The organism is Pseudomonas sp. GW101-3H06 (genome assembly GCF_059424605.1).
In genome coordinates, this window is the sequence record NZ_JBWKZO010000001.1 from 794,045 (window position 1) to 818,460 (window position 24,416).

General features: G+C 59.4%; 21 protein-coding genes. 7 read left to right on the forward strand and 14 right to left on the reverse strand.

Annotated features, from left to right (window positions below; translation table 11 throughout):
* The first annotated feature begins 151 nt into the window (after positions 1–151).
* Positions 152–4,870, forward strand: coding sequence for a DUF4329 domain-containing protein (locus AC07ZE_RS03630; protein ID WP_207261362.1), 4,719 nt, complete (start codon positions 152–154; stop codon positions 4,868–4,870).
* Positions 4,871–4,903: 33 nt separating this feature from the next.
* On the opposite strand, the gene AC07ZE_RS03635 is transcribed toward AC07ZE_RS03630, so the two are convergent.
* The 12 genes from AC07ZE_RS03635 to cbiE form a co-directional block, all read right to left on the reverse strand.
* Positions 4,904–5,914 (reverse strand): FecCD family ABC transporter permease, encoded by a 1,011-nt coding sequence (locus AC07ZE_RS03635; protein WP_207261364.1) that lies wholly within the window; start codon positions 5,912–5,914, stop codon positions 4,904–4,906.
* The gene (locus AC07ZE_RS03640; protein ID WP_207261367.1) at positions 5,911–6,858 is read right to left on the reverse strand and encodes an ABC transporter substrate-binding protein; all 948 of its coding nucleotides are present in this window, start codon (positions 6,856–6,858) and stop codon (positions 5,911–5,913) included. The genes AC07ZE_RS03635 and AC07ZE_RS03640 overlap by 4 nt, the downstream gene beginning before the upstream one ends.
* A complete protein-coding gene (locus AC07ZE_RS03645; RefSeq protein ID WP_207261369.1) occupies positions 6,855–7,643 on the reverse strand; it encodes an ABC transporter ATP-binding protein in 789 nt (262 codons plus the stop codon). Before AC07ZE_RS03645 ends, AC07ZE_RS03640 begins: the two co-directional genes overlap by 4 nt.
* 256 nt (positions 7,644–7,899) lie before the next feature.
* Positions 7,900–9,279 carry a PepSY-associated TM helix domain-containing protein gene (locus AC07ZE_RS03650; protein WP_207261370.1) on the reverse strand — a complete coding sequence of 460 codons (1,380 nt, stop codon included), beginning with the start codon at positions 9,277–9,279 and terminating at the stop codon, positions 7,900–7,902.
* A gap of 46 nt (positions 9,280–9,325) precedes the next feature.
* Positions 9,326–9,766 carry a DUF2946 domain-containing protein gene (locus AC07ZE_RS03655; protein WP_207261372.1) on the reverse strand — a complete coding sequence of 147 codons (441 nt, stop codon included), beginning with the start codon at positions 9,764–9,766 and terminating at the stop codon, positions 9,326–9,328.
* A 21-nt stretch (positions 9,767–9,787) separates the two neighbouring features.
* Complete coding sequence (locus AC07ZE_RS03660) at positions 9,788–10,267, reverse strand: copper chaperone PCu(A)C (RefSeq protein WP_137807137.1); 480 nt, start codon at positions 10,265–10,267, stop codon at positions 9,788–9,790.
* Between the two features lie 48 nt (positions 10,268–10,315).
* The gene (locus AC07ZE_RS03665; RefSeq protein ID WP_207261373.1) at positions 10,316–10,714 is read right to left on the reverse strand and encodes a DUF2946 domain-containing protein; all 399 of its coding nucleotides are present in this window, start codon (positions 10,712–10,714) and stop codon (positions 10,316–10,318) included.
* 97 nt (positions 10,715–10,811) lie between these two features.
* Complete coding sequence (locus AC07ZE_RS03670) at positions 10,812–11,102, reverse strand: addiction module antidote protein (RefSeq protein ID WP_137807138.1); 291 nt, start codon at positions 11,100–11,102, stop codon at positions 10,812–10,814.
* A gap of 3 nt (positions 11,103–11,105) precedes the next feature.
* Positions 11,106–11,408, reverse strand: coding sequence for a type II toxin-antitoxin system RelE/ParE family toxin (locus AC07ZE_RS03675; protein ID WP_207261375.1), 303 nt, complete (start codon positions 11,406–11,408; stop codon positions 11,106–11,108).
* Between the two features lie 195 nt (positions 11,409–11,603).
* Complete coding sequence (locus tag AC07ZE_RS03680) at positions 11,604–12,332, reverse strand: cobalt-precorrin-6A reductase (protein WP_207261383.1); 729 nt, start codon at positions 12,330–12,332, stop codon at positions 11,604–11,606.
* A complete protein-coding gene (locus AC07ZE_RS03685; RefSeq protein WP_207261385.1) occupies positions 12,329–13,426 on the reverse strand; it encodes a cobalt-precorrin-5B (C(1))-methyltransferase in 1,098 nt (365 codons plus the stop codon). The genes AC07ZE_RS03680 and AC07ZE_RS03685 overlap by 4 nt, the downstream gene beginning before the upstream one ends.
* Positions 13,419–14,630: a precorrin-6y C5,15-methyltransferase (decarboxylating) subunit CbiE gene (cbiE, locus tag AC07ZE_RS03690; RefSeq protein WP_207261387.1), complete on the reverse strand. Its 1,212-nt coding sequence runs from the start codon at positions 14,628–14,630 to the stop codon at positions 13,419–13,421. The genes AC07ZE_RS03685 and cbiE overlap by 8 nt, the downstream gene beginning before the upstream one ends.
* Before the next feature lie 131 nt (positions 14,631–14,761).
* On the opposite strand from cbiE, the gene cobG reads away from it, so the two are divergent.
* The 6 genes from cobG (at position 14,762) to AC07ZE_RS03720 (ending at position 20,850) form a co-directional block, all read left to right on the forward strand.
* Positions 14,762–16,069, forward strand: a complete 1,308-nt coding sequence (cobG, locus tag AC07ZE_RS03695; protein WP_310650355.1) for a precorrin-3B synthase — start codon at positions 14,762–14,764, stop codon at positions 16,067–16,069.
* Positions 16,062–16,688 carry a precorrin-8X methylmutase gene (locus tag AC07ZE_RS03700; RefSeq protein ID WP_137807144.1) on the forward strand — a complete coding sequence of 209 codons (627 nt, stop codon included), beginning with the start codon at positions 16,062–16,064 and terminating at the stop codon, positions 16,686–16,688. Before cobG ends, AC07ZE_RS03700 begins: the two co-directional genes overlap by 8 nt.
* Positions 16,688–17,419 (forward strand): precorrin-2 C(20)-methyltransferase, encoded by a 732-nt coding sequence (locus AC07ZE_RS03705; protein ID WP_207267756.1) that lies wholly within the window; start codon positions 16,688–16,690, stop codon positions 17,417–17,419. Before AC07ZE_RS03700 ends, AC07ZE_RS03705 begins: the two co-directional genes overlap by 1 nt.
* Positions 17,419–19,122 carry a precorrin-3B C(17)-methyltransferase gene (cobJ, locus tag AC07ZE_RS03710; protein ID WP_207261392.1) on the forward strand — a complete coding sequence of 568 codons (1,704 nt, stop codon included), beginning with the start codon at positions 17,419–17,421 and terminating at the stop codon, positions 19,120–19,122. Before AC07ZE_RS03705 ends, cobJ begins: the two co-directional genes overlap by 1 nt.
* Before the next feature lie 200 nt (positions 19,123–19,322).
* Positions 19,323–20,132, forward strand: a complete 810-nt coding sequence (locus AC07ZE_RS03715; protein ID WP_207261394.1) for a hypothetical protein — start codon at positions 19,323–19,325, stop codon at positions 20,130–20,132.
* Between the two features lie 67 nt (positions 20,133–20,199).
* Positions 20,200–20,850 (forward strand): hypothetical protein, encoded by a 651-nt coding sequence (locus tag AC07ZE_RS03720; RefSeq protein ID WP_207261396.1) that lies wholly within the window; start codon positions 20,200–20,202, stop codon positions 20,848–20,850.
* 76 nt (positions 20,851–20,926) lie between these two features.
* Here AC07ZE_RS03720 and AC07ZE_RS03725 read toward each other — a convergent pair whose 3' ends face one another.
* Positions 20,927–21,523, reverse strand: a complete 597-nt coding sequence (locus AC07ZE_RS03725) for a MarC family protein (RefSeq protein WP_095192049.1) — start codon at positions 21,521–21,523, stop codon at positions 20,927–20,929.
* A gap of 64 nt (positions 21,524–21,587) precedes the next feature.
* Positions 21,588–24,365, reverse strand: coding sequence for a hybrid sensor histidine kinase/response regulator (locus tag AC07ZE_RS03730; protein ID WP_207261398.1), 2,778 nt, complete (start codon positions 24,363–24,365; stop codon positions 21,588–21,590).
* Positions 24,366–24,416 lie beyond the last annotated feature (51 nt).

Consider the following 24,416-nt stretch of genomic DNA (forward strand, 5'->3'; position numbering starts at 1 on the left):
CGCCTGTCTGCGCGCAAATGGTGCTGCACCTGAGGGTGAGTACCCAAAAAGTCTGGATACACAAACGATAGATATGTACCGCTGATCAAGGCGCACGCATGGCGACACTCATTCGGTAGTTATCCCGATACTCTTTCGCAGGATTTTTATCATGAATGACATGTCAGGCCGGGAAGTCCGTGCCGCAGTACTACCCTCCAAAACCAGGCTTCCAAAGCTCAGTCCGGGTTTTCTGACGGAGGAGGATGCCGCTTATTGGGTCCATGGCCAGATCCCTGCCAATGCGGACAGGGAATATGGAAGTGTGATCGTGCAGTTGCCGGACGGCGATTTTGCAGCCACCCAGCCTGTGCAAGGCGAGGTGAACACGTTTGATTTCAGGACCATTCTGGATACCGATGCCAACGGAAACTATGTGCATCCTGCAGGATATACCTGCGTCGCGAATGTCCATTCGCATCCGCCGGCACTCGACAAAGTCCGGGCGGCCAATCCCGGCCAGGATGAAATCACTCTCAGGCTTTTCCTCAATTTCTTCTCCGATATGGATTTCATTTCCGATGTCTCGGAGCGCAGTTTTTTTCGCAGCGCCTATCTGTCGGGTCCTGACGGGGGGCTGTTGAAGTATTCGCCCAGCGGTACGAAGGAGGAGTTCAGCTATTACCTCTGGCTTAAAGCCGGTGCGCCGCGTGATAACCCTGTCGGTGTATTCGGAGTGGCGAACGTCATCAGAAAGGTCGCTTCGATCGGTGAGCTTAAAGTCATTGTGTCCAATGCCGATTGGGTGGGCTCCGTCGGTAAAGTTCCACCGGACTGGCAGCCAGGCAAAGCTTTTTCCAAGGGGGTGATAACAGAGTGGCCTTTGATGACTCGCATTTGCGGCAGCGCCGAGCTGGCTGTGCTCGCAGCATTGAAGGAAAAAAGCGCGCTGACTTCCGGATTGGTGCTCAAAAAGCTGGCGGCCAACGAGTACATCGCGACACAGGCCCGTCCCGCCGGTCAAGCGTCATGGGATCCGGTCCGGTTTTTTCCTCGCGGTGACGATGGACGGGTGAAGCTGCCGGCCGGCTATGTGCTGGAGGGTTTTTATTATGCGTCCCGCCCTGACCCCGCCCTTTTTCCCCCCACTCAGGCGTGGCTCTACGAAAACTTCTTCACGCCGGGTGAAATGGCTGCGGCCATTGCATGTCAGGCCTTGAGCAAAGCGTTGTCCGAAGCCGGTAAGCCTTTGTCGCTATATATGCGAACCAGGGACAGCTCGATATTGAAGTACAGCTTCAGCGGTTCCGAGATTGAAGCGGCGCTGAGCGTGAAGAACGCAGATGGCACCTTTGGCGATGGTGGCCTTCAAGCCAGGATGCAGGCCGGGACCCTTCGCCCGCGCGAGTTCGTCTCGACGCTGGCGCTGGCCGGGCGGTTGGAAGTGTTGCGCGGTAGTACGTTGTGGGACCGATTGGGGCAGGTCGGCCTCGACTGGGTGCCCTTCGCCGGGTTTCCCTGGCCGACGTTGAGCCCTGCGTTTTTATCGGCCGACGATGCCGCTCGTTATGTCCACGAGCGAATCGGCAATCGGCGTGATCGCCACTACGCGGGCTATGTTTTTCAGCGCGATGACAAGCGCTTCATCGCAACCGAACCGCTTGAAGGGGGGATCGAATCTCTCAGCCTTGGGCAGTTTTATCCGCGAGACAATGAGGGGCGCACCATTTTCCCTATCGACCATGTCATGGTGGGGCGATATGTCTCGCACGAAGCACTGTCACGGCTTGATCCCGGGAAAGTGGACAGGTTGAAGTGGTCCCGGCAAGAAGCAGCCCTTAGTTTGCAGGCATTCAGTGTCGAAGAGATGAGGCAGGTTTTGCTCGATGAGATTCCTCTCTATTTATCCGGTGCCCAAAAAAGTCTGGTGAAATTCGAGCCTGCCGAGACGGCCGGTGCGCGGGATCTGGAAAAGCGCTTGGGCTCGGCGAAACACCCGGGGCCACTCGTCACTGAGCTGGAAACTGGCGTTGTGATGCCGAGCGACTTCATCAGGGAGCAGGCAGCCGCCGGCCGATTGAGTGTTGTCGTGAACAGTGAAATGTGGGGGGCGCGTGGGCCGGTGACGGCGGCATGGTCCGTCCCTGCCTCGCCGTGGAAATGGACACGACCCAGGCAAGTAGCGTTCGGAGCGGTTTTTTCCTCGGCAGATGACGCCGCACTGGATCGGTATTTCCATGACGTGCGCCTGCACGATCAGGAAAAAGCGTGGTTTGGTTTTATCCTTAAGCACAGGGACCGGGAGGAATATATCGCTTCCGAACTGGTCCCCATCGGCGACGAAAAGAACAATGTTTTCCAGCCAGAGAGTCTGTTCGGCGTTTCCAGCATGCCGCCTTTCTATTCGTACCCTGAAGGCTTCAATCGACATGCCTTGTTTTACTCGCGACAGCGGGTGAAGCATCCGTCAGATAAAACCGGTTCCTGGTTGTCGCAATACTTCATTTCGCTTGATGATCTCTACATAGCGGTCTACTACTCGCGACGCCGTCCGGTCACGGAGTCAGACAAGCCCATCCCGCTGTATATGTCCACGCAGGACGGTGCGTTGCTCAAATATGAGAATCGTCGGGGCAGCAAGCTGTTCGACAACGACACTCCTTACTTGAGTTTGGAGGTCTTGAAACAGAACCTGGCCAATGGAAAGTTGCAACCTGAAGATTTTGTCCGGTTGGTCGCCGGCCAGGGCCAATTGAACGTCATGCGCACGAGCCTGTGCTGGGACAGGCCCTGGCCAGTGGACCTCCATTGGCAGCCCTTTTTGAATCTGGAGCGTCGCTGGCTAAGCCCGGCATTCAGTCAGCAGGACGATGCTGTGACGTATGTCCGCTCCCGGCTGCTTGATCATCCAGACAAGCTGCTCGGTGGCGTGGTATTGAAACGGGGGGACGGTCTTTACCTGGCCACCGATCCGGTTGAAGTGCCTCAGGAAGACTTCGACGTAAAGTTGATTTTTCCTGATGAAAGCATCCGTTCCGGCCTGTTTCCCGAAGGCTGTCAGGTTGTGGCGCGTTACCGGACACGCCTCGCGGCAGAATTGCCGCTGGTTTTTACCGAAATTCAGAAGCAGACCTACTTGAATATGTTGTCGGTCGATACGCTGTACACGGCATTTAGCGGCCCCGGCACTGTGACGAATCTGAGTGAGTACCTGTTCGGGCCTGACGGCTCATTGATTCGATATGAAGCGGGTCTGCTGAGCCGTTTACGTGCCGACCTCGTGAGTGTCCTGACAGACTACAAGCAATTGCCGACCGACCTTGACGGCAAGAAAATCAAGCAGCAGATCCACAGTGGTGCGTTGAAGCCCAGTGATTGGGTCGACTCCCTGGCACAGGCAGGTTATCTGCGTGTTGTCACCGGCAGTCGGTTATGGGGATCAAGTGGCCCGGTGACCCGCTGGGCTCCTTATCCAGCCGTCGCGCCTGGTCCGGTGGGTGACTATGACAAGGCAGTGGCGGCTCCCGCGTGCAGCCCGGCATTCATTCAACAGGACACGGCGGCGCGCTATGTGAATGAAGGCCCGCGCCACACTTCGCTCCCGACCTTCGGTTTCATTTTGTGGAACGCTCGGGACGGCGTTTTTATCGGCACTCTACCGGTTGAGAACCAGCATTCCAGGATGGCCCTCGATCGTGTATTCCCCGAAGGTGCACTGCCCGATGGTTATGCCGTACAGGCACTTTATCTGCGCTCGGCAGCCGCCCCGGAAGGCGTACAGGAAGATGACCCGCGACAATTCATTCCTTCGCCCATACTTGTGCAGCAGCTGTGTACGGCTGCCTATACGCCTCAAGGATACAAGCCGATTTATTTCTCTTGCGCCGATGGCGCGTTGCTGCGATTCGACATGGCGGCCTTTGAGCCTGGCCAATTTTACGATGCTTATGGCCAGGTTGAATTGAGGCCTAACCAGTTTTCATACTCGGAGCGGGCGAGGCAGGATGATCAAGCCTATAGGCGAGGCAGGCTGGACGAGCGGGCATACATCCATCGCATGGCAAGGGCCGGAAAACTCGAAGTCCTCGTGACCAGTGCTTACTGGTCACGGCATGGGGTAGTCGACGAGAAGTGGCAGCCGCGCCTGGCGGATGTGTCCGACAGTGAACGTTGGGCGGCCCGCCCGGTGCCGGCACTGGGGCCGGTCTTTCATCATGCCGATGATGCCGCCCGCTATATCCAGCAACGTGCGGGCAGCGCAGAGGAGGGCGATACCGGTTTTGAGAGCGCGATACTTGCCCGAACGCCATCAGTACTGAATCGAACGCCTCGTTTCGTCCCGCTCGAACCCCTGGCAAGCTCCGCGACCGGAGCAAGTCCCGTTGCCCGGATTTTCCGCAAGGCTAATGATCCGCTTGCGACGTTCAATACTCCGGCTCCCCGTTATCCCGACGGCTACACGCTTGTGGCAACCCATCAGTTGTACTTGTCAGGCAACACGACACTCGTCCCGGATATCGAACAGGTCTATGCCAATTTCGCTTCACCTCCCATGGTGCGTGAACATACCCAGTACCTCAAGGACAGAGGATTCGAGATCAAGGACTATTACTACTCAACCCCTTACGGTGTGTTGCTTCGATACACGCCCGTCTACACACGCGCAGAAAAAGACTTGCTGTCGATGAAAGCGGTCGAGTTCAAGAACGGAGCATGGCAGGCTCAGCTTTCCTCGGGAGACTTTATTTCCAGGCTCGTCGATCTTGGGGATTTCAGGGTTCTGATTGCCGGTTACTACTGGAGGCAGTCAGGTCGCATGGGCGTCAAGTGGCGCGAGCGTCGGCGCCAGCCACACGGTCTCGGGGTTGTCTGGTATCGGGACGAGCTCTGATTATCCGGCTACCCATTGCGCAACAGATACAACTCATCTGTTGCGCATCAGGCCGATGAAGAACAGCCCGCCGATGGCGGCGGTGGCGACGCCGATGGGTAAGTCTTCGGGGGCAATCATTGTTCGTGCGGCAACGTCGACCCAAACCAGAAACACGCTGCCAAGCAACACGCACACCGGGAGCAACCGCCGGTGTTCCGCCCCAATCAGGCGCCGCGCAATATGCGGCACCATCAACCCGACAAAACCAATCGAGCCGCTGATGGACACCAGCACGCCGGTCATCAGCGAGGCGATCACGAACACCCACAATCGTACCGTTCGGGCGTTCAAGCCCAGTGTCACCGCCGTCTGCTCGCCCGCCATCAAGGCGTTCAGCGACCGGGCCATGCCCAGCAGCAACACCAGGCCGAGCATTACGCTGGCAGTGGGCACGGCGAGCAGTTCCCAACGCGCCAGCCCAAGCCCGCCGAGCATCCAGAACATCACCGCGGAACTGGCGCGGTGGTCGCCAAGAAACAACAGCAGGTTGGCGATCGCCATCATCACAAACGAGACCGCCACGCCGCACAGCAGCAGGCGATCACTGTCCAGCCGACCGTGGCGACTGGCGATCATCAGCACCACCAGCATGCTCAACAGTGCACCGATGAAGGCGGCGATCGGCAAGGTCAACAGGCCGACAATTTCACCGACATGCAGCACCACGATCACCGCGCCTAGGGTGGCGCCGGACGTGACCCCAAGTAAATGCGGGTCAGCCAACGGGTTGCGCGTCACGGCTTGCAACACCGCGCCGATCAGCGCCAGCCCCGCACCCACCAACGCACCGAGCAGCATGCGCGGCACGCGGATCAGCCAGACGATGTGGTCCTGTCCGGCGCTCCAGTCGGGTACGCCGAAGCCGAACAGCTTGTGCAGCAGAATTCGCCACACTGCGTCCACCGGCACCCGCGCCGGACCGAAGCCCAGCGACACCACGCACGACACCAGCAATAGTGCGCCGAGGCCGATCAGCAACACGGCGTAGCGATGGTTGATCATTCGCTGTGAAAGCCTTTGGCCAGGGTTTGTACCGCCAACACGTTATCGATCCCCGGAGTAGCCTGCACATACGGAATGACAATGAAGCGCTGGTGCTTGATGGCGTCCACCGATTGCAGCGCCTTGTGGCTGCGCAGAAACTCAACCTTCTGCTCGGCAGTGACTTCGCCATAGTCGACGATCACGATTACCTGCGGATTGCGCTCAACCACGTTCTCCCAATTGACCCGGGTCCAGCTCGCCTCGACATCGTCGAGCACATTGCGTCCGCCGGCCGCATCGATCAGGGCTTGCGGCATGCCCAGGCGACCCGAGGTCATGGCGCGGTCTTCGCCGCTGTCGTAGAGGAACACCCGCGGTTTGTCGGCGGGCAGGTTCTTGCGAATCCCGGCGACTTGCGCCTGCATCTGGCTGATCACGGTATTGGCGCGATCCTGCACGTCGAAGATTCTCCCGAGGTTGCGCAGGTCGTTGTACGTGTCTTCCAGCGTTGCCGGTGGACGCTTCATCACAAAGGCGCAGGACTCGGTCAACTCGTAGACGTTGATGCCCAATGGTTGCAGGGTTTGCGGCGTGAGATCACCGCCCACGCGCATGCCGTAATCCCACCCGGCGAAGAAGAAATCGACGTTGGCGTTGAGCAGGGTTTCCACCGACGGATACTTGGCCGCCAGTTCAGGCAATCCGTCGAGGATGCCGTGCATCTGAGGCGTCACTGACTTCCAGCCAGACACGCCGCTGTACCCGGCCATCTGCGGTTTGAGGCCGAGGGCGAGCATCATCCGGGTCATGTTGATGTCGTGGCTGACGGCGTGTTTGGGCGCTTGCTGGAAAGTCACTTCCCGGTTGCAGCTTTGAATGGTCAGCGGGTAGTGCGTGGCCTCTGCAAACACCTGGGCGCTGCACAGTAATAGGGAAAGGTACAGCAGGGGACGCAAAGTCATGGTTGGGTTATCCAGGTCATTCGAGGGTAGCCATGCAAGGGGTGTTCATCGATCAGCGCCTGGACGCCGAATACGTTGCGCAGCAATGCGGTGGTCAGGACTGCTTTCGGCGTGCCACTGGCGACGATGCGACCGTGGTTGATCACGTACAGTCGATCACAGAAGGCTGCGGCCAGATTGAGATCGTGGATGCTCGCCAGGGTGCCGATCTTCAGGCGCTTGACCAACTGCAACAGCTCAAGTTGATAGCGCGGGTCGAGGTGGTTGGTCGGCTCGTCGAGGATCAGCAATTGTGGTTGCTGAGCCAGGGCGCGGGCGAGAATCACGCGCTGCTTTTCTCCGCCGGAAAGGGTGGAGAAGGCATGGTCTTCGAAGCCCTTGAGGCCGACCGATTCCAAGGCTTGGGTTGCGAGGTTTCGATCTTGCGGGGTATCGCCATCGAACAGGCCTTTGTGCGGCGTGCGGCCCATGGCGACCACCTCGTCGACGGTCAGGCCGAAGGCATCGGGAAACTCCTGCAATACCACGGCGATGCGTTGCGCGCACCAGCGTGATGACTGTTGCCAGACGTTATGGTGGTCGAGCCTGACCTCACCGAGTTCCGGTTTGCTGAAGCGCCACGCGCAACGCAACAGGCTGGTCTTGCCACTGCCGTTGGGGCCGATCAAACCGACGAACTCACCGGCGGCCACGCGCAGCGAGGCATCGCGCAACCGGAATTGGTGATGACAGTGGCCGTGGCCCAGGGGGGACCAGGTGAGGTTTGTGAGGTTCAGCGAGGTCATGCAGTTTCTCTGAGTTATTCGGTGTTGCTGATGACGCCTTCGCGAGCAGGCTCGCTCCCACAGGAATTGTGCCGTCCCTTGTGGGAGCGAGCCTGCTTGCGAAGGGGGCGACTCGGTTTAAAAAAAAGCAGCCCTTAGTTCCAAAGTAAGGGCTGCGGGTCGGGCGGCGCATTTGCTTTATCAGGTAACGCGCAATAGGCCGTGCGATAAGCGCCGAAAGTCTACAGAACCCTCTAAACCACGCATCTCGCCTGTCTCATGATGAAGGTGAAGTCGATTCAGTTTGTCGGTTGAAACGCGACAACAGCAGTTTGTCGAGCAGCCAGACCACCACCAGCGAAGCGCCCACCAATGGGAACGCCACCGCCAGGGCAAACATGATGACCATCGCGGTTTTCCATTTCGGCAGGTCTTGACGTAAGGGCGGCACACCGAATTTGCCTTGCGGGCGGCGCTTCCACCAGATCACCACGCCGCTGACGGCGCTGAGCAGGATCATCAAGCAGATCAGCAGCACAACGATCTGATTGAGCACGCCGAACATCTTGCCTTCGTGCAGCATTACGCCGATTTCCGTGGCACGGGCGACGGCACCGTATTGCCCGTAGCGCACGTCGGCCAGCACCTTGCCGCTGTACTGATCGACATGCAGGGTGGCGTCGTTGCGCGGGTCATCGGCGAATACCGCGATGGTGAACACGCCAGTCGCGGTGGTCGGCAAGGTAATGCTGTACCCCGGCTCGACCTTGCCCTGCGTGGCGATGTTTTGCACGTCCTGCAGGCTGATGGTCGGCGCTGCCGGACCGACTTGTGCACCACCGTGGGCCATGTGCTCGGCATGGTCGCCGGACATCGGCATTGGCGTGTTTTCCATGGCCCATGGCACAGTCTGGCGAGTAGCGGTGTTGAGGCTGCGGGCTTCAATATCGGACTTCGGCACGTCATCCCACATCGCCGCCGGGAACACGTTCCACACCTGGGCGTATTGCTTGCCCCAGAAACCGGTCCAGGTCATGCCGCTAAGCAACATCACCAACAGCAGGGACGCGCCCCAGAATCCGGTCACCGCGTGCAGGTCGCGCCACAGGACCCGGCCGCGACTGCTCAGGCGTGGCCACACAATGCCGGCGGCCTGACCCCGCGGCCACCACAGGAACACCCCGGAAACCACCAGCACCACGCCCCAGCCGGCGGCCAGTTCTATCAGCCGGTCACCGACGGTGCCGATCATCAGTTCACCGTGAATCGCCCGGGCGATCGCTTGCAGGTTTTTCTTGGCGTCTTGCTCGCCGAGGATGTCGCCGTGGTAAGGGTCGACGAACACATTCAACTCCTGGCCGGCATTCGCCACCACGAATTGAGCGCTGCGCTCGGCATTGACCGGTGGCAGGTATTGCGTGACCTGTCCTTGTGGATAAGCCGTTTTGACCCGCTGCAGCAGGTCGTCGGCCGGGATGGTGTGATGGCCGGCCGGGACGTTGAGCAGACTGCTGTACATCAACGAGTCAAGTTGCGGTTTGAACAGGTAAATGGTGCCGGTCAGGGCCAGCATTACCATGAAGGGCGCAACGAATAATCCGGCATAGAAATGCCAGCGCCATGCCAGGTTATAGAAATTCACTTTGGGCTGTTTCATCACGTGTGCTCCGCGTGGCTCGGATCTTTTAGTTATGGGTGCGGGTCTACGTGACGATAGGCGGGGCGCGGGTTCGGGCACCGGGGAAAAAGGTTTGTCGGGCATGGCCCAGGTGCGGGGAAGGGGAAGTGAAAGTACTGGCGGGCGGTGTGTCGAACGCGGTGAATGACACACCACCGGTGAGCGCCGGGCAATTGAACAACAGGCTGCAATAGCCGCATTTTTCCCCGATGGCGTGATGTCCGGCTTGCGGCGGGCAGTGCTCGGCGTTCGGTTGTGCGCCGTGATCGGCGTGGTCCATTGCCGGCATATCCATGGACATGTCCATCGACAGGCTCATGGCCGCGCGCGAGTCCATCGGCATCGACTGGGAAACCAGCGGGCCGATAAAGATCATCAACATGGCGAACAGGCTGATCCAGCTGCCGCGTGTCAGGCTCGATGGCTGACGACGGGGTCTGGATGACCTGGCGCTGAACGGGCGCATGGGCGCTTTCAGCTCAGCTGGTTACTGGACGTGCGCGTGCTTTTGCGTGCCTTCAGGCGCCTGCTTCTGCACCGCCACCTCAACCGTCACGTCACCGGATTTCTCGAAGTGCAGGGTCAGCGGGAAGCGCTTGCCGTCGCTCAGCAGGCTGCGGTCTTTCAGGTTCAGCAGCATCACGTGGTAGGCCATTGGCGCAAACGTGACTTCGCCACCGGCGGGGATTTCCACGCTTGGCACGTGCTGCATTTTCATCAGGTCGTTTTGCATCACGTGCTCGTGCAATTGTGCTTCGCCGGCAATCGGCGAATCGACACTGAGTAGCCGGTCGGCGGATTTGCCTTCGTTGTGGATCACGAAATAGGCTGCAACGTTCGGCGCGTTCGGCGGCAACTCCTGCGACCAGGGATAAGCGATGTCCAGCTCCCCGACCTTGTATTCGTGGGCATTGGCAAAGCAGGCAGGCAGCAACAACGCAGCCACAACGATGAGTTTGTTCAGCATGATGGTTCTCCAGAGCGATTCAAAACGCAGGTCAATTGCGAGAAAGAATCACACCAGAGGGGATGCGCGGGGGTTGAGGCTCGGCCATTGCTGGCGCGGCGTCGGGGTATTGAGTGAGGCGGGGGGCAGGCTTCGATTGGCGTCGAACTGCGCGAAATACAACTGCGGAACATGTCCGGGCAGTGCCACCAACGGCGCGGAACCTGAACAGCACCAGCAATGCTGCATATTGGAATGATCGTCGTTTTGCGGGGCTTTCTGCTCGATGCCGCCCAGGGAAATCGCAACCATTTTGGTGCCGCTGGACGAACAGAAACTCCCCCACAACAACTGCTCGGCAGGCGGCTTCGCCGACTGCGCCATCGCTCCGGTCATCGGCATGGCGAGCAGGTTGAACAGCACTGCGAAGCAGGCTATCCAGGCAATTGCGAGCCGTTGTCGGGACATGGGACAGATCCATTGGGTGGGCGATCAGGCACGGCTATTTAGCCTGATCAATGCCGATAAGTAAAAAAGCGGCGTGCGGTGTGGTGTCGCAGCGCAATCAGACAGCAACGGCATGCAAGCGCATACCCAAGGCTTTCATTACCTTCATGATAGTCGCGAATTCCGGATTGCCAGTACTGCTCAGCGCTTTGTACAAACTCTCACGACCTACACCGGCATCACGGGCGACTTGTGTCATGCCCTGAGCGCGAGCAATGTCGTTAAGAGCGGCGCGTATCAGAACGCCGTCGCCTGCATCTTCTTCAAAGCAGGCATCAAGATATGCGGCCATTTCTTCCGGAGTTTTAAGGAATTCAGCGGCATCGAAGCGGGCGAATTGTTCGGTCATGATTCACTCCTCATTTCCGATGTTTTGCGCCATTTGAATAGCGCGTTTGATATCGCGTTTTTGAGTCGACTTGTCACCGCCCACCAGTAGCAGATAGACCACTTCGCCTCGGCGCGTGAAGTACATCCTGTAGCCGGGACCATGATGAACGCGCATTTCATAAACCGTCTCTCCTACGGGCACGCAATCACCAAAGTTTCCATGTTCGGCAGCCCGGAGTCTGGCGATGATGCGAGACTTGCCGATAGTGTCTTTCAATGAATCGAGCCAGTCGGCAAATACACGAGATCGTTTGAAGTCGATCATGTCGGGATCGTATTCCTTGGGATACAGGTTGGCAAGAAGCCTTTTTGGGAGGAAGACGCTAACCGTCCCCTTCAGTGGCAGGTCTGTGTACTTGATTGAATTAGAGGTTTTGCGAATATAGAGTTGAAGCTATTGAGAGATACAGCCAGCGCCTTCCTGGAAAGTTGCCAGTAAATTCGTTGGTTTCTGCGGGGCTTAGGAATTGTCTGACATAGACAAGGCTTCCAGTAATTGCGCGACCGATCCAAACTCCCGCTCAACCCCCGGCAACACCGGCCGCTTCAACACCAACACCGGCACCCCACGCTCACGCGCCACTTCCAGCTTCGGTTCGGTCGCGGTACTGCCGCTGTTCTTGCTGATCAGTACGTCGATCTGCCGGCGTTCGAACAGCTCACGTTCATCCTCGATCCGGAACGGCCCGCGCGCGCCGATGACTTCACAGCGCTCGTTGCCCGGATAAGCATCCAGCGCGCGCAAGGTCCAGAATTGTTCCTCGGGAATTTCGCCCAGGTGCTGCAAGGGCTCGCGACCCAGGGTGAACAGCGGTCGTCGAAAAGGTTTCAGGGCTTCGATCAGTTCGGCCCAGTCGCTGACTTCGCGCCAGTCGTCCCCAGCCTGAGGCTGCCACGCCGGACGTCGCAGTGCCCAGCAGGGAATGCCGCTCAGGTGCGCAGCGCAGGCGGCGTTCTGGCTGATTTTCGCTGCGTAGGGATGGGTGGCATCCAGCAGCAGATCAATCCCTTCTTCGCGAATGAATTGCGCCAGGCCTTCGGCGCCGCCATAGCCGCCGACGCGGACTTGGCAGGTCAGGTCCGTTGGCACCCGACCGATACCGGCCAGGCTGTAGATGTGTTCAGGGCCGAGCGTGCGGGCGATGGCCAGGGCTTCGGTGACACCGCCCAGCAACAGAATACGTTTCATTGGAATGCTCCGGCATGGCCCACGATCCCGCCCTGGCGATCGATGGCAAACACTTCGACCTGAACCTGCGAAGGCACCACACTGCGGGCAAAGTCCAAAGCGTGCTGGCACACCGCGTCACCGAGGGCGATGCCGGCGGCGCTGGCCATGGCCAGGGCTTGTTGACTGGTGTTGGCCTCGCGGATGCCTTGCTGCAACGCGGTATCGGCGCCGACTGCCGCGGCCCATTCGGCCAGTTGCGGCAGGTCGATGCTTGAATGCCGGCTGTGCAAGTCCATGTGCCCGGCTGCGAGTTTGCTGATTTTGCCGAAGCCGCCACAAAGACTGAGTTTATCCACTGGCACCTTGCGCAGGTGTTTGAGCACCGCTCCGACGAAATCGCCCATTTCAATCAAGGCGATTTCCGGCAGGTTGTAGACCCGGCGCATGGTGTCTTCGCTGGCGTTGCCGGTGCAGGCGGCGATGTGCAGGTAACCGTTGGTTTTCGCCACATCGATGCCCTGGTGAATCGAGGCAATGTAGGCCGCACAGGAGAACGGCCGGACAATGCCGCTGGTGCCGAGGATCGACAGGCCACCGAGAATCCCCAGGCGCGGGTTCATGGTTTTGAGCGCCAGGGCCTCACCGTTTTCGACATTGACCGTGACATCGAAACCGCCGCCATAGCCCAGCTCGTCGGCGAGCCGTGTCAGGTGATCGGTGATCATTTTGCGCGGCACCGGGTTGATCGCCGGTTCGCCGACGCCCAACACCAGCCCTGGGCGGGTCACGGTGCCGACCCCGAGACCGGCATTAAAACCGATGCCCGGCTCGGCGCGCAGTCGCACCTGGCTATAGAGCAGGGCGCCGTGGGTGACGTCGGGATCGTCGCCGGCATCCTTGATCGTGCCGGCCTCGGCACCGTCGCCCGTCAGTCGACAGAATTCCAGGCGCATCTGCACTTGCTTACCCTTGGGCAAGACGATTTCCACAGCGTCTGCTGCCGTGCCCGCGAGCAGCAGGCGAGCCGCCGCGAGGCTGGTTGCCGTGGCGCAACTGCCCGTGGTTAGGCCACTACGCAGTGGCGCGGGGTGTTCGGCAGTTTCGTCACGCATCGAAAGGTTTCGTCATATCCAGCAGGGTAATCGGCAGTGCCTGGCGCCAGGTATCGAAATCGCCCAGCGGTTGCGCCTGGGCGATATGGATGCGCGTCAGCTCTCCACCGTGCTGTTCACGCCACGCCATCAACGTCATTTCGCTTTGCAGCGTGACCGCGTTGGCGATCAGCCGGCCACCGGGTTTGAGGGCGGTCCAGCAACTGTCCAGTACGCCTTCACGGGTGACACCGCCACCAATGAAAATGGCGTCTGGCGGTTCGAGTCCGTCGAGGACTTGCGGTGCGTGGCCGCGAATCAGTTGCAGGCCGGGCACTCCGAGGGCATCGCGGTTGTACTCGATCAATTGTTGCCGCCCGTCATCGGCTTCGATGGCCAGCGCCCGGCAACTCGGGTGGGCGCGCATCCATTCGATGCCGATCGAGCCGCTGCCGGCGCCAACGTCCCACAACAGTTCACCAGGCACTGGGGCCAGGCGCGCGAGGGTGATCGCGCGTACGTCGCGCTTGGTCAGTTGGCCGTCATGCTTGAACGCTGAGTCCGGCAGACCGGCCAGGCGTGACAGGCGTGGTGTGTTCGTTTCAGCGATGCACTCGATGGCAATCAGGTTCAAGTCGGCGATGGCGGGATCGGTCCAGTCGCTGGCGATGCCATCGACACGCCGCTCGGCTTCCCCGCCCAGATGTTCCAGTACGGTGAGGCGGCTCGGGCCGAATCCACGCTCACGCAACAGCGCGGCGATGGCGGCGGGACTGCAGCCGTCGTTGCTCAGCACCAACAAGCGTACACCGCTGAACAACTGGGCGTTGAGCGCGGCGATAGGGCGGGCAACCGCAGAAAGGGTGACCACATCCTGCAAGGGCCAACCCATTCGGGCGGCGGCGAGCGAGCAGGAAGAGGGGGTGGGCAAAATCAGCAGTTCCTCGCCGGGTATGTGCCGCACGAGACTGGCGCCCACCCCGAAGAACATTGGATCGCCGCTGGCCAGCACGCAGACAGGTTCGCCACGCCTGGCCAGGACCGGTTCAAGGGTAAAAGGACTGGGCCACAGTTGCCGTTCGCCGCGAATGCAGGCAGGCAACAAATCCAGTTGCCGCTGGCCACCAATGATCCGCGAAGCGTTCAACAGGGCGTGACGGGCGTTTTTGCCCAGGCCCTTGAAGCCGTCTTCACCGATTCCCACTACTGTCAGCCAGGGCGACATCTATATTCCTCAAACACGCTGTTCCGACGGGCAGGCTTTTCATGCCGTCGAACAAAACAGGCATAATACCGCGCCTTTGCTTGCGAAGCGCCTTTCCCACATTCCCGGTCCCGCCCTTGAACGAACGCCCGATGTCCACCGCCTTACGCCCCTCGGCCTGCCCGGGGTTGCTGCGTATCGTCCAGGCACTGGACGGCGGTATTTGCCGGATCAAGTTGAATGGCGGTTCGATCAGCGCAGCTCAGGCCGAGGTGGTGGCCAATGCTGCCGAGCGATTCGCCGGCGGAGTGATCGAGGCGACCAACCGCGCCAATCTGCAAATTCGCGGCATTGGCCGTGAGCATGGGGCTTTGATCGACAGCCTCATGGCCAGCGGATTGGGACCCAGTAGCGCCGCTGGCGACGATGTGCGCAATCTGATGCTCAGCCCCGGTGCCGGCATTGATCGGCAAATGCTGTGCGACACGCGCCCATTGGCCGAGCAGATCCTGGTCACGATCCAGGGCGACGAACGCTTTCACGACCTCAGTGCCAAGTTTGCCGTGCAACTCCATGGCGGCGAAGGCCTGGCAATGCTTGAGCATCCCCATGATCTGTGGCTGTCCGCCACGGAGGGAGAGGGCCAGACGGTTTTTGCCTTCGGTCTGGCGGGATGTCCTCTGGACCCGCCTGCGGGCTCGGTGCTGCTGGAACATGGCCACGGGTTGGTGGTCGCAGTGCTTGATCTGTTTCTTGAGTGGGCGCGTCCGGATCAGACACGCATGCGTCACCTGCTCGGCGAATGCTCACTCGACAGGTTTCTCGCGGCGTTGGCCGAACGGGTGCCATTGATGCCCGCTTCGAGTCGCCGACACGATGTCAGCCCCATTGCCCTGCACATCGGTGCTCATCCGCAACGTGGGGCTGAGCGTGTGTACGTTGGCGCCGTGCCGCCCTTGGGTCGTCTCGACCCTGCCATGCTCAGAAGCGCTGCAAAGCTTGCCCGTGAAAGGGGTGACGGCAGCCTGCGATTTACTCCCTGGCAAAGCCTGTTGTTGCCCGGTGTCCATGCCGACGATGCTCGCGACGTTATCCAGCGTCTTGAGGGGGCGGGCTTGCGTTGTTCTGCTGATGACGCCTTGGCACACCTGATTGCCTGCACCGGTTCGACCGGATGCGGCAAAGGCCTGGCCGATACCAAGGGCGATGCCCGGCAACTGGCGGCGCTCATGCAACGCAACAGTCATGCACCGAATGTGCACTTATCGGGTTGCCCGCGTTCGTGCGCTGCCGCGCACATCGCGCCAATTACCTTGCTGGCCGTCTCAGCCGGTCACTACGATCTCTATTTTCGCGATGCAGCGCAGCCCGGTTTCGGCGCCCTGCACGCACGCAACCTTACTATTGAAGCGGTCGCGGCCTTGCTCGATGCCCGCTCACGGAGCCCCCTTGATGCTTGATTACATCCGCGACGGTCAGGAGATCTATCGCAACTCCTTCGCGATCATTCGCGCCGAGGCCAACCTCGGGCGAATCCCGGCCGATCTGGAAAAACTCGCGGTTCGGGTGATTCACGCCTGCGGCATGGTCGACGCCATCGACGGCTTGCAGTTTTCCGAAGGCGCGGGCAAGGCCGGGCGCGATGCGTTGGCGGCCGGTGCGCCGATTCTGTGTGATGCGCGAATGGTGTCCGAAGGCATCACCCGCGCGCGTCTACCGGCGAACAATCCGGTTATCTGCACCCTGCGCGATGAGAGCGTTCCTACACTTGCCCGCGAATTGGGCAACACCCGTTCCGCCGCCGCGCTGGAGCTGTGGCGTCCGCATCTGGAAGGCAGTGTGGTGGTGATCGGCAATGCACCGACGGCTCTGTTCTATTTGCTGGAAATGCTCGATGCCGGCGCACCGAAGCCGGCGCTGATTCTCGGCTTCCCGGTGGGTTTTGTCGGCGCCGCCGAATCCAAGGCGATGCTCGCGGCGGACAGCCGTGGTGTGCCTTTCGTCATCATGCAAGGTCGCCTGGGCGGAAGCGCCATGGCCGCCGCCGCCGTCAATGCCCTCGCCACGGAGATCGAATGATGCAACAACCAGGACGTTTGATCGGCCTTGGCGTCGGCCCGGGTGATCCGGAACTGATTACCGTCAAAGCCTTGCGCCTGCTGCGTGAATCGCCAGTGGTGGCGTACTTCGTTGCCAAGGGAAAGAAGGGTAATGCTTTTGGCATCATCGAGGCGCATCTGCAGGATGCACAGACCTTGCTGCCGCTGGTTTACCCGGTCACCACCGAGGCATTGCCGGCGCCGCTGTCCTACGAGCAAGTGATCAGTGATTTCTACGATGCTGCCGGCGAACAACTGGCCGCGCATCTGGACGCGGGGCGCGACGTCGCCGTGATTTGCGAAGGCGATCCGTTCTTCTACGGTTCCTACATGTACCTGCACGACCGGCTCGCCGAGCGTTATCAGGCTGAAGTGGTGCCGGGTGTCTGCTCGATGCTCGGTGGTGCTTCGGTACTCGGTGCGCCGCTGGTGTATCGCAATCAGAGCCTGTCGGTGTTGTCCGGCGTGCTGCCCCATGACGAACTCAAGCGCCGCTTGGCCGATGCCGATGCCGCCGTGATCATGAAGCTGGGACGCAACTTTCCCAAGGTTCGCCAGGTACTGGAAGAACTCGGGTTGGCCGAGCGGGCGCTGTACGTCGAGCGCGCAACCATGGCCAATCAGAAAATCGTGCCGCTGGATCAGGTCGAGCCGATGTCTTCGCCGTATTTCTCGCTGATCATCGTTCCGGGCGAAAGGTGGCAAGGCTGATGACCCGTCCAGTTCCGGCGATTGTCGTTCTCGGCAATGGTAGCCTCGCCACCGCCCGCAGTATTCAAAAACGCTATCCCGGTGCGCTGATTCACGGCCTGGTCGAGCGCGTTGACGGCGCGGACCGTGTCTACCATGAGTTCGGCGCGACTGTGCGCGAGCTTTATCAACAGGCCTCGCCGATCATTGCCCTGTGCGCCGCCGGTATCGTGATCCGCACACTGGCGCCTCTGCTGCTGGAAAAAGGCGTTGAGCCTCCAGTGCTGGCCGTGGCTGAAGACGGCAGCGCGGTGGTGCCGTTGCTCGGCGGGCTTGGCGGCGTGAATGTGATGGCGCGGGAGATCGCCGCACATCTCGACGTTACACCAGCCATTACCACCAGCGGTGAGCTGCGTTTTGGCACCTGCCTGCTCAATCCGCCAAGCGGCTATGCGTTGGCTGATCTGGAGCTGGGCAAGCGTTTTGTTTCCGACTTGCTGGCCGGTGAAACGGTACGCATCGAAGGATCGGCACCGTGGCTGGTGCAAGCGCAATTACCTGAAGATGCCCAGGCGCGGCTGGCAGTGCATGTCAGCCCTGCCGAACGCACGCCGGCGGCCAACGAATTGTTGATCTATCCACGCAGTGTGTTAGTGGCGGTCAGTGCTGGCATTGCAGATTTGCCGAGCGTGGTTCGCGCAGCGTTGCATCAGGCCGGTGTCGCTGTGCAATCGCTGGCTTGCCTGTTGGCGGTCGATACCGAAATGGCCAGCCCGGCGCTGCGTGAAGCAGCGCTAGAGTTGGGTGTGCCATTGCGATTTGCCAATGCTGAAATGGATATGGTTGAGCGGGTCCGCAATGCTGTAGGGCAACCTGTATCCATACGGGGTGACGGCACCGTTGCCATTGCGGTTGCCGAACAGCCGCTGGACCCGTTGCAGATCGGCCGTGCGCGGGGACGTCTGGCTGTGATCGGTCTGGGGCCGGGCGCTGCCGAGCTGATGGTCCCGGCGGTGAAGGCTGAACTGGCTCGCGCCAATGATGTGCTGGGGTATGAAACTTACGTGCGCATGGCCGGACCCTTCCGCGACGATCAGGTGCTGCATTGCACCGATAACCGCGAAGAGATGCAGCGTGCACGCCATGCCTTCGAACTGGCGGCGCAAGGGCGGTCGGTGGTGGTGGTGTCCTCTGGCGATCCGGGGGTTTTTGCCATGGCCGCTGCCGTGCTTGAAGCGCTGCATGAGTCCACCGATGCGGCGTGGCACAACGTTGATCTGGAAATCCTGCCAGGGGTCTCCGCTTCATTGGCGACGGCTGCCCAGGCCGGTGCGCCGTTGGGGCATGACTTCTGTGTGCTGTCGCTGTCGGACAATCTCAAGCCCTGGTCTATCATCGAGCAGCGACTGGATCTGGCGGCTCAAGCCGACCTGGCCCTGGCGTTCTACAATCCGATTTCGCGTTCACGGCCATGGCAACTTGGGCAGGCGCTTGAAATCGTTGCCCGTCACCGCGAGCCTCAGACACCGGTCGTGTTGGGGCGAGACATTGGTCGTCCGGGTCAGGCCTTGCGCGTTACCACGCTCGGGCAGTTGACTCCCGATCAAGTCGATATGCGCACCATGGTGCTGATCGGCTCCTCCACGACCTGCGTGTTTCCTCGTGTCGAGGGCGGAGAATGGGTATACACCCCGCGCTGGTACGGCAACAAGCCGGGTAGTTGAGTCATGGCGGCCTCATTCCGGGGCCGCGCTTATCTATAAAAAATGATGATCTCTAGTTTTTTGAGAGGTTTTTGGTTGTGTCTGATTTTTGGTAATTAATAGTATAGGTTGCTGTTGAAGGTTCAATTGAAAGTTGGGTTTGCATGTTTTAGTTTGGTTTACCGCATGGAGCGGTGAACTGTTAACTAAGGAGCTTTGCTATGTATTACCCAGTTGCCAATGGTTCGGTGGACTTGCCCTTTGATTCATTAATACAGGACACCTATTTTGAACGGATTGAGGCCCAGTTGGCCGAAACTCCGTCTCGTCCGCGTGTCAGAAGTTTCAGTGCAGCGCTTGATGTTGCTCCCCCTCACCCGACGCAAGAGCACAGTGCCTCCGTTGTCGGTCCATCCCTTGTAGTGTTCGACGAGCGTCTTTCCGCGGATGACAAGCAAGATGCACTCGATAGCCAGGCCTTTGCTGAAGCCGTCGTGCGCAAACTGCCCGCCGGCAGCTCTCAGGAACAGCGTTACAACGCCTATAACGAAGCGTTGACCGCGATTGGCTGGGTGACCGAAAGCTACACTCGCAAAAAATACGATTCGAAAACGCTGACGCTGACCATGAATGAAGCGCTGCTTCAGGTCCTTCAGACTGTCATCAGTGCCGGGTCCGGTAACGTGTTGAGTTTGGTGACCAGTGGTTTCGAAAAGCTCAAAGGCGACAAGGCAGCCCTCAAAATTGTCGATTCGGGAAGCAAGAACAGCCAGGTCGTCAGCTTTAAAGCGGTTCCCTGCATCGTTACTCCAGATGGGGGGATGGCGATGGTCATGGGCGGGTTGGATGTCTACAGCAAACAATACGATGGTGATTTTCTTTTCTTCACTTTCAATACTCAAGGCGTGCATCTTTTTCAAGCAGCGGGCATTCGAAAGTTTAATAGGCGCGCTTTCGATCGCAAGCGTCAGCAGGTGTACAGTTACATCGATCAGTTTGGTGATGAGCTGTTCAAGAAGTTGGTCGGCTGATCTCGCGACAAAAAAAACGTTAGAGGCTTTTTGTCGACTGCTGAAGTTTGCGTTGCGAGGTGTTTGTATGCCGGCTTTTATAGATGCTGTTGTCGTGGGAGGCTGCCTGTTGTCTTTCGCTCCAGCGGTGAACTTGCGCGACCAACAGGATATACAGGATTGTCTGTTATATGCCGAACTGGCGGCAAACGATAAGTATCCAGGGCAAGTGTCGAAGAAAGCCTGGTTCGATTACTATCAGGGGCGATTGTTGAAAGCCGGTTTCACTCTGAAAACCATTGTTCCCACTGATCCGTTCCGGGTGTCGAATGTTGGCCAATTGCTGAGCGTCGGCCTTACCGTGATTGGTCGTCTGGGCTCTGAACGGCTGAGTCAGATGGTTGTAGATACCTATAAAGCCTTGAAACTGGACGAATTCGCATGGGAGTTTTTCCGCGGTAACGTAGCGCGAGGCGGTATGGGCATTCTCAAGTGCGCGCCTTGCGAGCGCCTCGAATCGGGTGAAACGATTGTCTGCCTTTTTGGCATACGCTGCAGCACCACGGTGATTGAGCAGGATTTCTTGTTCTGGAGTGAGTATGACAAAGAGGTGCTGATTATCCCGGATGGTGGTGTCTATGCCTTTAATCGCGAGGCCTTTGATAATTACCGTGCACGGGTGCACGAGAAAATCGAGGCTTACTCCGACAGACTTCTTGTGCGCAAGCTCACGTTCTGATCATTTGCCCCAGGCAACAAAAAAGGCCTTGTCTCAACCTGCAAGGCCTTTTTTGTTGCAGTTGCATTCCGGTCCGTCAGGACACCAGATAACCCCGGACGCCGGTAAAGATAATCTGCGCGGCCAACGCGCACACGAACAATCCCATCAACCGGCTGACGATCTGCAGCCCTTGATCGCCGAGAATGCGTTCGATGCGGTTGGACAGGTACAGCACTACGCCGACAGTAAAGCTGGCCAGGGCAATACTGATAATGGCCATGAGCTTGTCGTCCCAATGCGGCTGGCTCACGCCCATCACCAACAATGCGCCGATGGTACCTGGGCCGACCGTCAGCGGGATGGTCAGTGGAACGATGGTCACGTCCTGCTGCACGTTGTCAGTCTGCACCGCCGACTTGCCCTGAGCCATGCCGAGCGCCGAGATGAACAGCACGCTACCGGCACCAATTCGGAACGCGTCAACGGTGATGCCGAAGACACTGAAAATCACCCGGCCGAACAGGTATAACAAGACGCTGGAGACCAATGTGGCGATCGCCACTTTCCAGGCCAGCCGACGTTGTTCCTTGCGCGAGTAACCGCGGGTCAGGCTGATGAAACAGGACAACACGAAGAATGGGCTGTAGAGCACCAGCATCTTCAGGTAAACACTGAACAACACATGGAGCATGGTGCAGGCTCACTGGCGAAGGAAGTCGAGGGGGAGTCTATCAGGCGTTGCGGGGTCTGTCGGCTCAGGACGTAGGTGTTGCCGTGCGGGTCTGCAGGTCACGTTCGGCAACCCAGTGTTCAATCAGTTCACGCAACTGCGAGAGTTCGACCGGCTTGGCCATGTGCCCGTCCATGCCGGCCTGGCGCGCGCGCTCCTTATGCTCGGCGAGGATATGAGCGGTCAACGCCACCACCGGGGTACGGACTCGCTGGTTGCCCACTTCCCATGCGCGCAATTGCTGGGTGGCCGAGAAACCATCGAGGATCGGCATCTCGCAATCCATCAGCACCAAGTCGTATCGCTGGGCCTTCATTGCCTGCAGGGCTTCCTCACCATTGCTGGCGGTATCCGGTTGCAGGTTCAGTTTGCCCAGCATGCCGCGGATAACTTTGGTCGAGATGCTGTTGTCTTCGGCCACAAGAATGCGGAAATCGCTGGGCACCTTGATCGGCGTGGGCGTGCCGGATGGTAATTGCTGCATGACCGCGAGTCCCTTGTTGCGTTGGGTCAGCTCGTCGGCCAGGGTCGTTTTGAGGGTGTAGCCGGCTACGGGTTTGGCGAGGATGCGTTTAATCCCTGAGTTGCGCGCGATGATTTTGCTCGGTGCATTGCTGATGCCGGTAAGCATGATCAGCAGGATGTCATGGTTCAGGCTCGGGTCTTCCTTGATCTTGGCGGCCAGTTGCATGCCGGTCATGCCGGGCATGTTCTGGTCCAGCAGGACCACGTCGAAATAGTCGCGCAAGTGTGCTTTGGTGCGCAGCAGTGCCAACGCTTCCTTGCCGGACGGAACGGCGCTGACGTTCAGGCCCCAGGCGCTACACTGTTGCACCAAGACTTTGCGACAGGTGTCATTGTCGTCCACCACCAGTACCCGCGCGCCCTGCAGCGGCCCATCAAGATCAGAGGTCGGGTGTTCGAGGCGATCAGGGTCCAGCGGCAAGGTCAGCCACAGGGTGCTGCCCTGGTTGCTGCCACTCTTGATACCGAACTCGCCCTGCATCAAGCGAATCAGCTGGCGGGCAATCACCAGCCCCAGATTGCCGCCCAGTCGGTTGGTCGAAAGGAAGTTTTTGCTGTGCAGTTCTGCATGCATCAGCGCATCGCGCTCTTCGGCGTCCATGGGTTCGCCGCTGTCCTGCACGGCAATTCGCAGACGCGGTTTGGCATTGCGCTCGTCGAGCGCGACGACGATCAGGACTTCGCCTTCGTCTGTTTTCTTCAGGGCGTTTTCAAGCAGGCTCAACAGGGTCTGACGCAGCCGTGTCGGGTCACCGCTGATGACCCGCGGTACTTGCGGCTGGATGAAGCTGATCAGCTCGACGTTCTGTTGTTCGGCCTTGGCGCGGAAGATGCTCAGGCAGTCTTCTATCAGCGCGTTAAGGTCGAACTGCACATCGTCGAGTTCGATTTGCCCGGATTCGAGTTTGGATATGTCGAGGATTTCGTTGATCAACGTAAGCAGTTCGTTGCCAGCGCTGTGGATGGTCTGTACATAGTCACGTTGCTTGACCGAGAGTGGCGTACCCAGCAACAACTCGGTCATGCCCAGCACGCCATTCATCGGGGTACGGATCTCGTGGCTGATCTTTGCCAGGAATTCGGCCTTGGCGTTGATCTCGGCGTTGCTGGCCGCCAGATCGCGGCTGATGCTGAAGTGGTCTTCAGTGATGCGGCGCTGGCGCTCGCTCAAGGCAATGCTCATCAGCAGGCCGCTGATGCAGATGAACGCCAGCAGGGTAGTGATCAGGCCATGGGGTTCGATCAGGGTCAGCCCCAGCAGGGCGGGGAGAATGATCAGTGTACCGAGGTTGAACACCACCATGGCGGCCACGAATAACCGCGCCGGACGATAACCTTTCTGCCAGTGATAGGCGCTCACGAACAACATGCTCAGGCCCGCCAGCGCGACCAGGCAGTAGGTGATGATGTTCAGCGGCAATGTGTTGACGAACAGGAGCAACAAGCCACCGATCGTGATGAGCAGGATGTCACCTAGTAACAGCTTGTTCAGCGGGTGCGAGCCAAGGGGAGCGAAGAAGCGATACGCGAACATCAGGCCGCAGGGGGCTGTCAGTAACAAGGCGAGATAGGCACCGGGCGTCTGCACGGCTTGCCAGTTTGGCAGCCAGGTGCCCGCCAGATTCAGCAACAGCACCAGGCTGAGCATCAACAAGGCTTCGCATGCCGCCAGCCAGAGGCTGCTGCGCGAGCGGGTGTAGGCGTAACGAATGAGGTTGTGCAGGATCAGCATGCCAATGCAGCCCAACAGCAAACCATAGATCAGCGTCTGGTTTTGACTGGCCGCGGTCATGATCGCCGATTGCAGGGTTACATAGGGGCGCAACTGGTGTTCGGAGACCAGTCGCAGGTAAACGTCCAGGGGTTTGTCGCTTTGCGGCAAAGGCAGCATGAAGTCGCTGCTGGGCAGTGGCCGGTCAGCCTGTGGCTGCTTGTTGCCCGTGTTCGATTGCTCGATCAGCTTGTCGCCGTCCAGCACATACATATTGAGTTGCTGCAGGTCGGGTGCGAACACTCGCAGCAATTGTTCATGGTTGCCGGGTGCAAGGCGAAAACGTAGCCAGAGCGCGCCGTCGGGTTTGGCTGCGGTGAGGCGGTCGAGTTCGATTGGGCTGAATTGATTGGTGTAGCGGGGGGAGCGGATGTCGCTCAGTTGCAGGTCGCCCTGTTCGTCGAGCAATACCGCCCAGCCACTGCCTTGCCCGGCCTGAGCCGGAAGCATGCAGAGCAAAGTCAGCAGAGTGACAGTGAAACCTATGGCAATCCTGAGCCAGCGCACGGCGAAATCCCTTCGTAGGTTGATGCCAAAGTATAACTATGCGCGGCGCCG

Bases quoted from the DNA above. Each gene is read 5' to 3' on its own strand.
- AC07ZE_RS03720 (WP_207261396.1), top strand. From the start codon at position 20,200: ATGCCGGCTTTTATAGATGCTGTTGTCGTGGGAGGCTGCCTGTTGTCT.
- AC07ZE_RS03685 (WP_207261385.1), bottom strand. From the start codon at position 13,426: ATGCGTGACGAAACTGCCGAACACCCCGCGCCACTGCGTAGTGGCCTA.
- AC07ZE_RS03655 (WP_207261372.1), bottom strand. From the start codon at position 9,766: ATGCGCCCGTTCAGCGCCAGGTCATCCAGACCCCGTCGTCAGCCATCG.
- AC07ZE_RS03675 (WP_207261375.1), bottom strand. From the start codon at position 11,408: ATGATCGACTTCAAACGATCTCGTGTATTTGCCGACTGGCTCGATTCA.
- AC07ZE_RS03640 (WP_207261367.1), bottom strand. From the start codon at position 6,858: ATGACTTTGCGTCCCCTGCTGTACCTTTCCCTATTACTGTGCAGCGCC.
- AC07ZE_RS03700 (WP_137807144.1), top strand. From the start codon at position 16,062: ATGCTTGATTACATCCGCGACGGTCAGGAGATCTATCGCAACTCCTTC.
- AC07ZE_RS03650 (WP_207261370.1), bottom strand. From the start codon at position 9,279: ATGAAACAGCCCAAAGTGAATTTCTATAACCTGGCATGGCGCTGGCAT.
- cbiE (WP_207261387.1), bottom strand. From the start codon at position 14,630: ATGTCGCCCTGGCTGACAGTAGTGGGAATCGGTGAAGACGGCTTCAAG.
- AC07ZE_RS03670 (WP_137807138.1), bottom strand. From the start codon at position 11,102: ATGACCGAACAATTCGCCCGCTTCGATGCCGCTGAATTCCTTAAAACT.
- AC07ZE_RS03725 (WP_095192049.1), bottom strand. From the start codon at position 21,523: ATGCTCCATGTGTTGTTCAGTGTTTACCTGAAGATGCTGGTGCTCTAC.
- AC07ZE_RS03630 (WP_207261362.1), top strand. From the start codon at position 152: ATGAATGACATGTCAGGCCGGGAAGTCCGTGCCGCAGTACTACCCTCC.
- AC07ZE_RS03680 (WP_207261383.1), bottom strand. From the start codon at position 12,332: ATGAAACGTATTCTGTTGCTGGGCGGTGTCACCGAAGCCCTGGCCATC.
- AC07ZE_RS03705 (WP_207267756.1), top strand. From the start codon at position 16,688: ATGCAACAACCAGGACGTTTGATCGGCCTTGGCGTCGGCCCGGGTGAT.
- AC07ZE_RS03660 (WP_137807137.1), bottom strand. From the start codon at position 10,267: ATGCTGAACAAACTCATCGTTGTGGCTGCGTTGTTGCTGCCTGCCTGC.
- cobJ (WP_207261392.1), top strand. From the start codon at position 17,419: ATGACCCGTCCAGTTCCGGCGATTGTCGTTCTCGGCAATGGTAGCCTC.
- AC07ZE_RS03645 (WP_207261369.1), bottom strand. From the start codon at position 7,643: ATGACCTCGCTGAACCTCACAAACCTCACCTGGTCCCCCCTGGGCCAC.
- AC07ZE_RS03635 (WP_207261364.1), bottom strand. From the start codon at position 5,914: ATGATCAACCATCGCTACGCCGTGTTGCTGATCGGCCTCGGCGCACTA.
- AC07ZE_RS03665 (WP_207261373.1), bottom strand. From the start codon at position 10,714: ATGTCCCGACAACGGCTCGCAATTGCCTGGATAGCCTGCTTCGCAGTG.
- AC07ZE_RS03715 (WP_207261394.1), top strand. From the start codon at position 19,323: ATGTATTACCCAGTTGCCAATGGTTCGGTGGACTTGCCCTTTGATTCA.
- cobG (WP_310650355.1), top strand. From the start codon at position 14,762: ATGTCCACCGCCTTACGCCCCTCGGCCTGCCCGGGGTTGCTGCGTATC.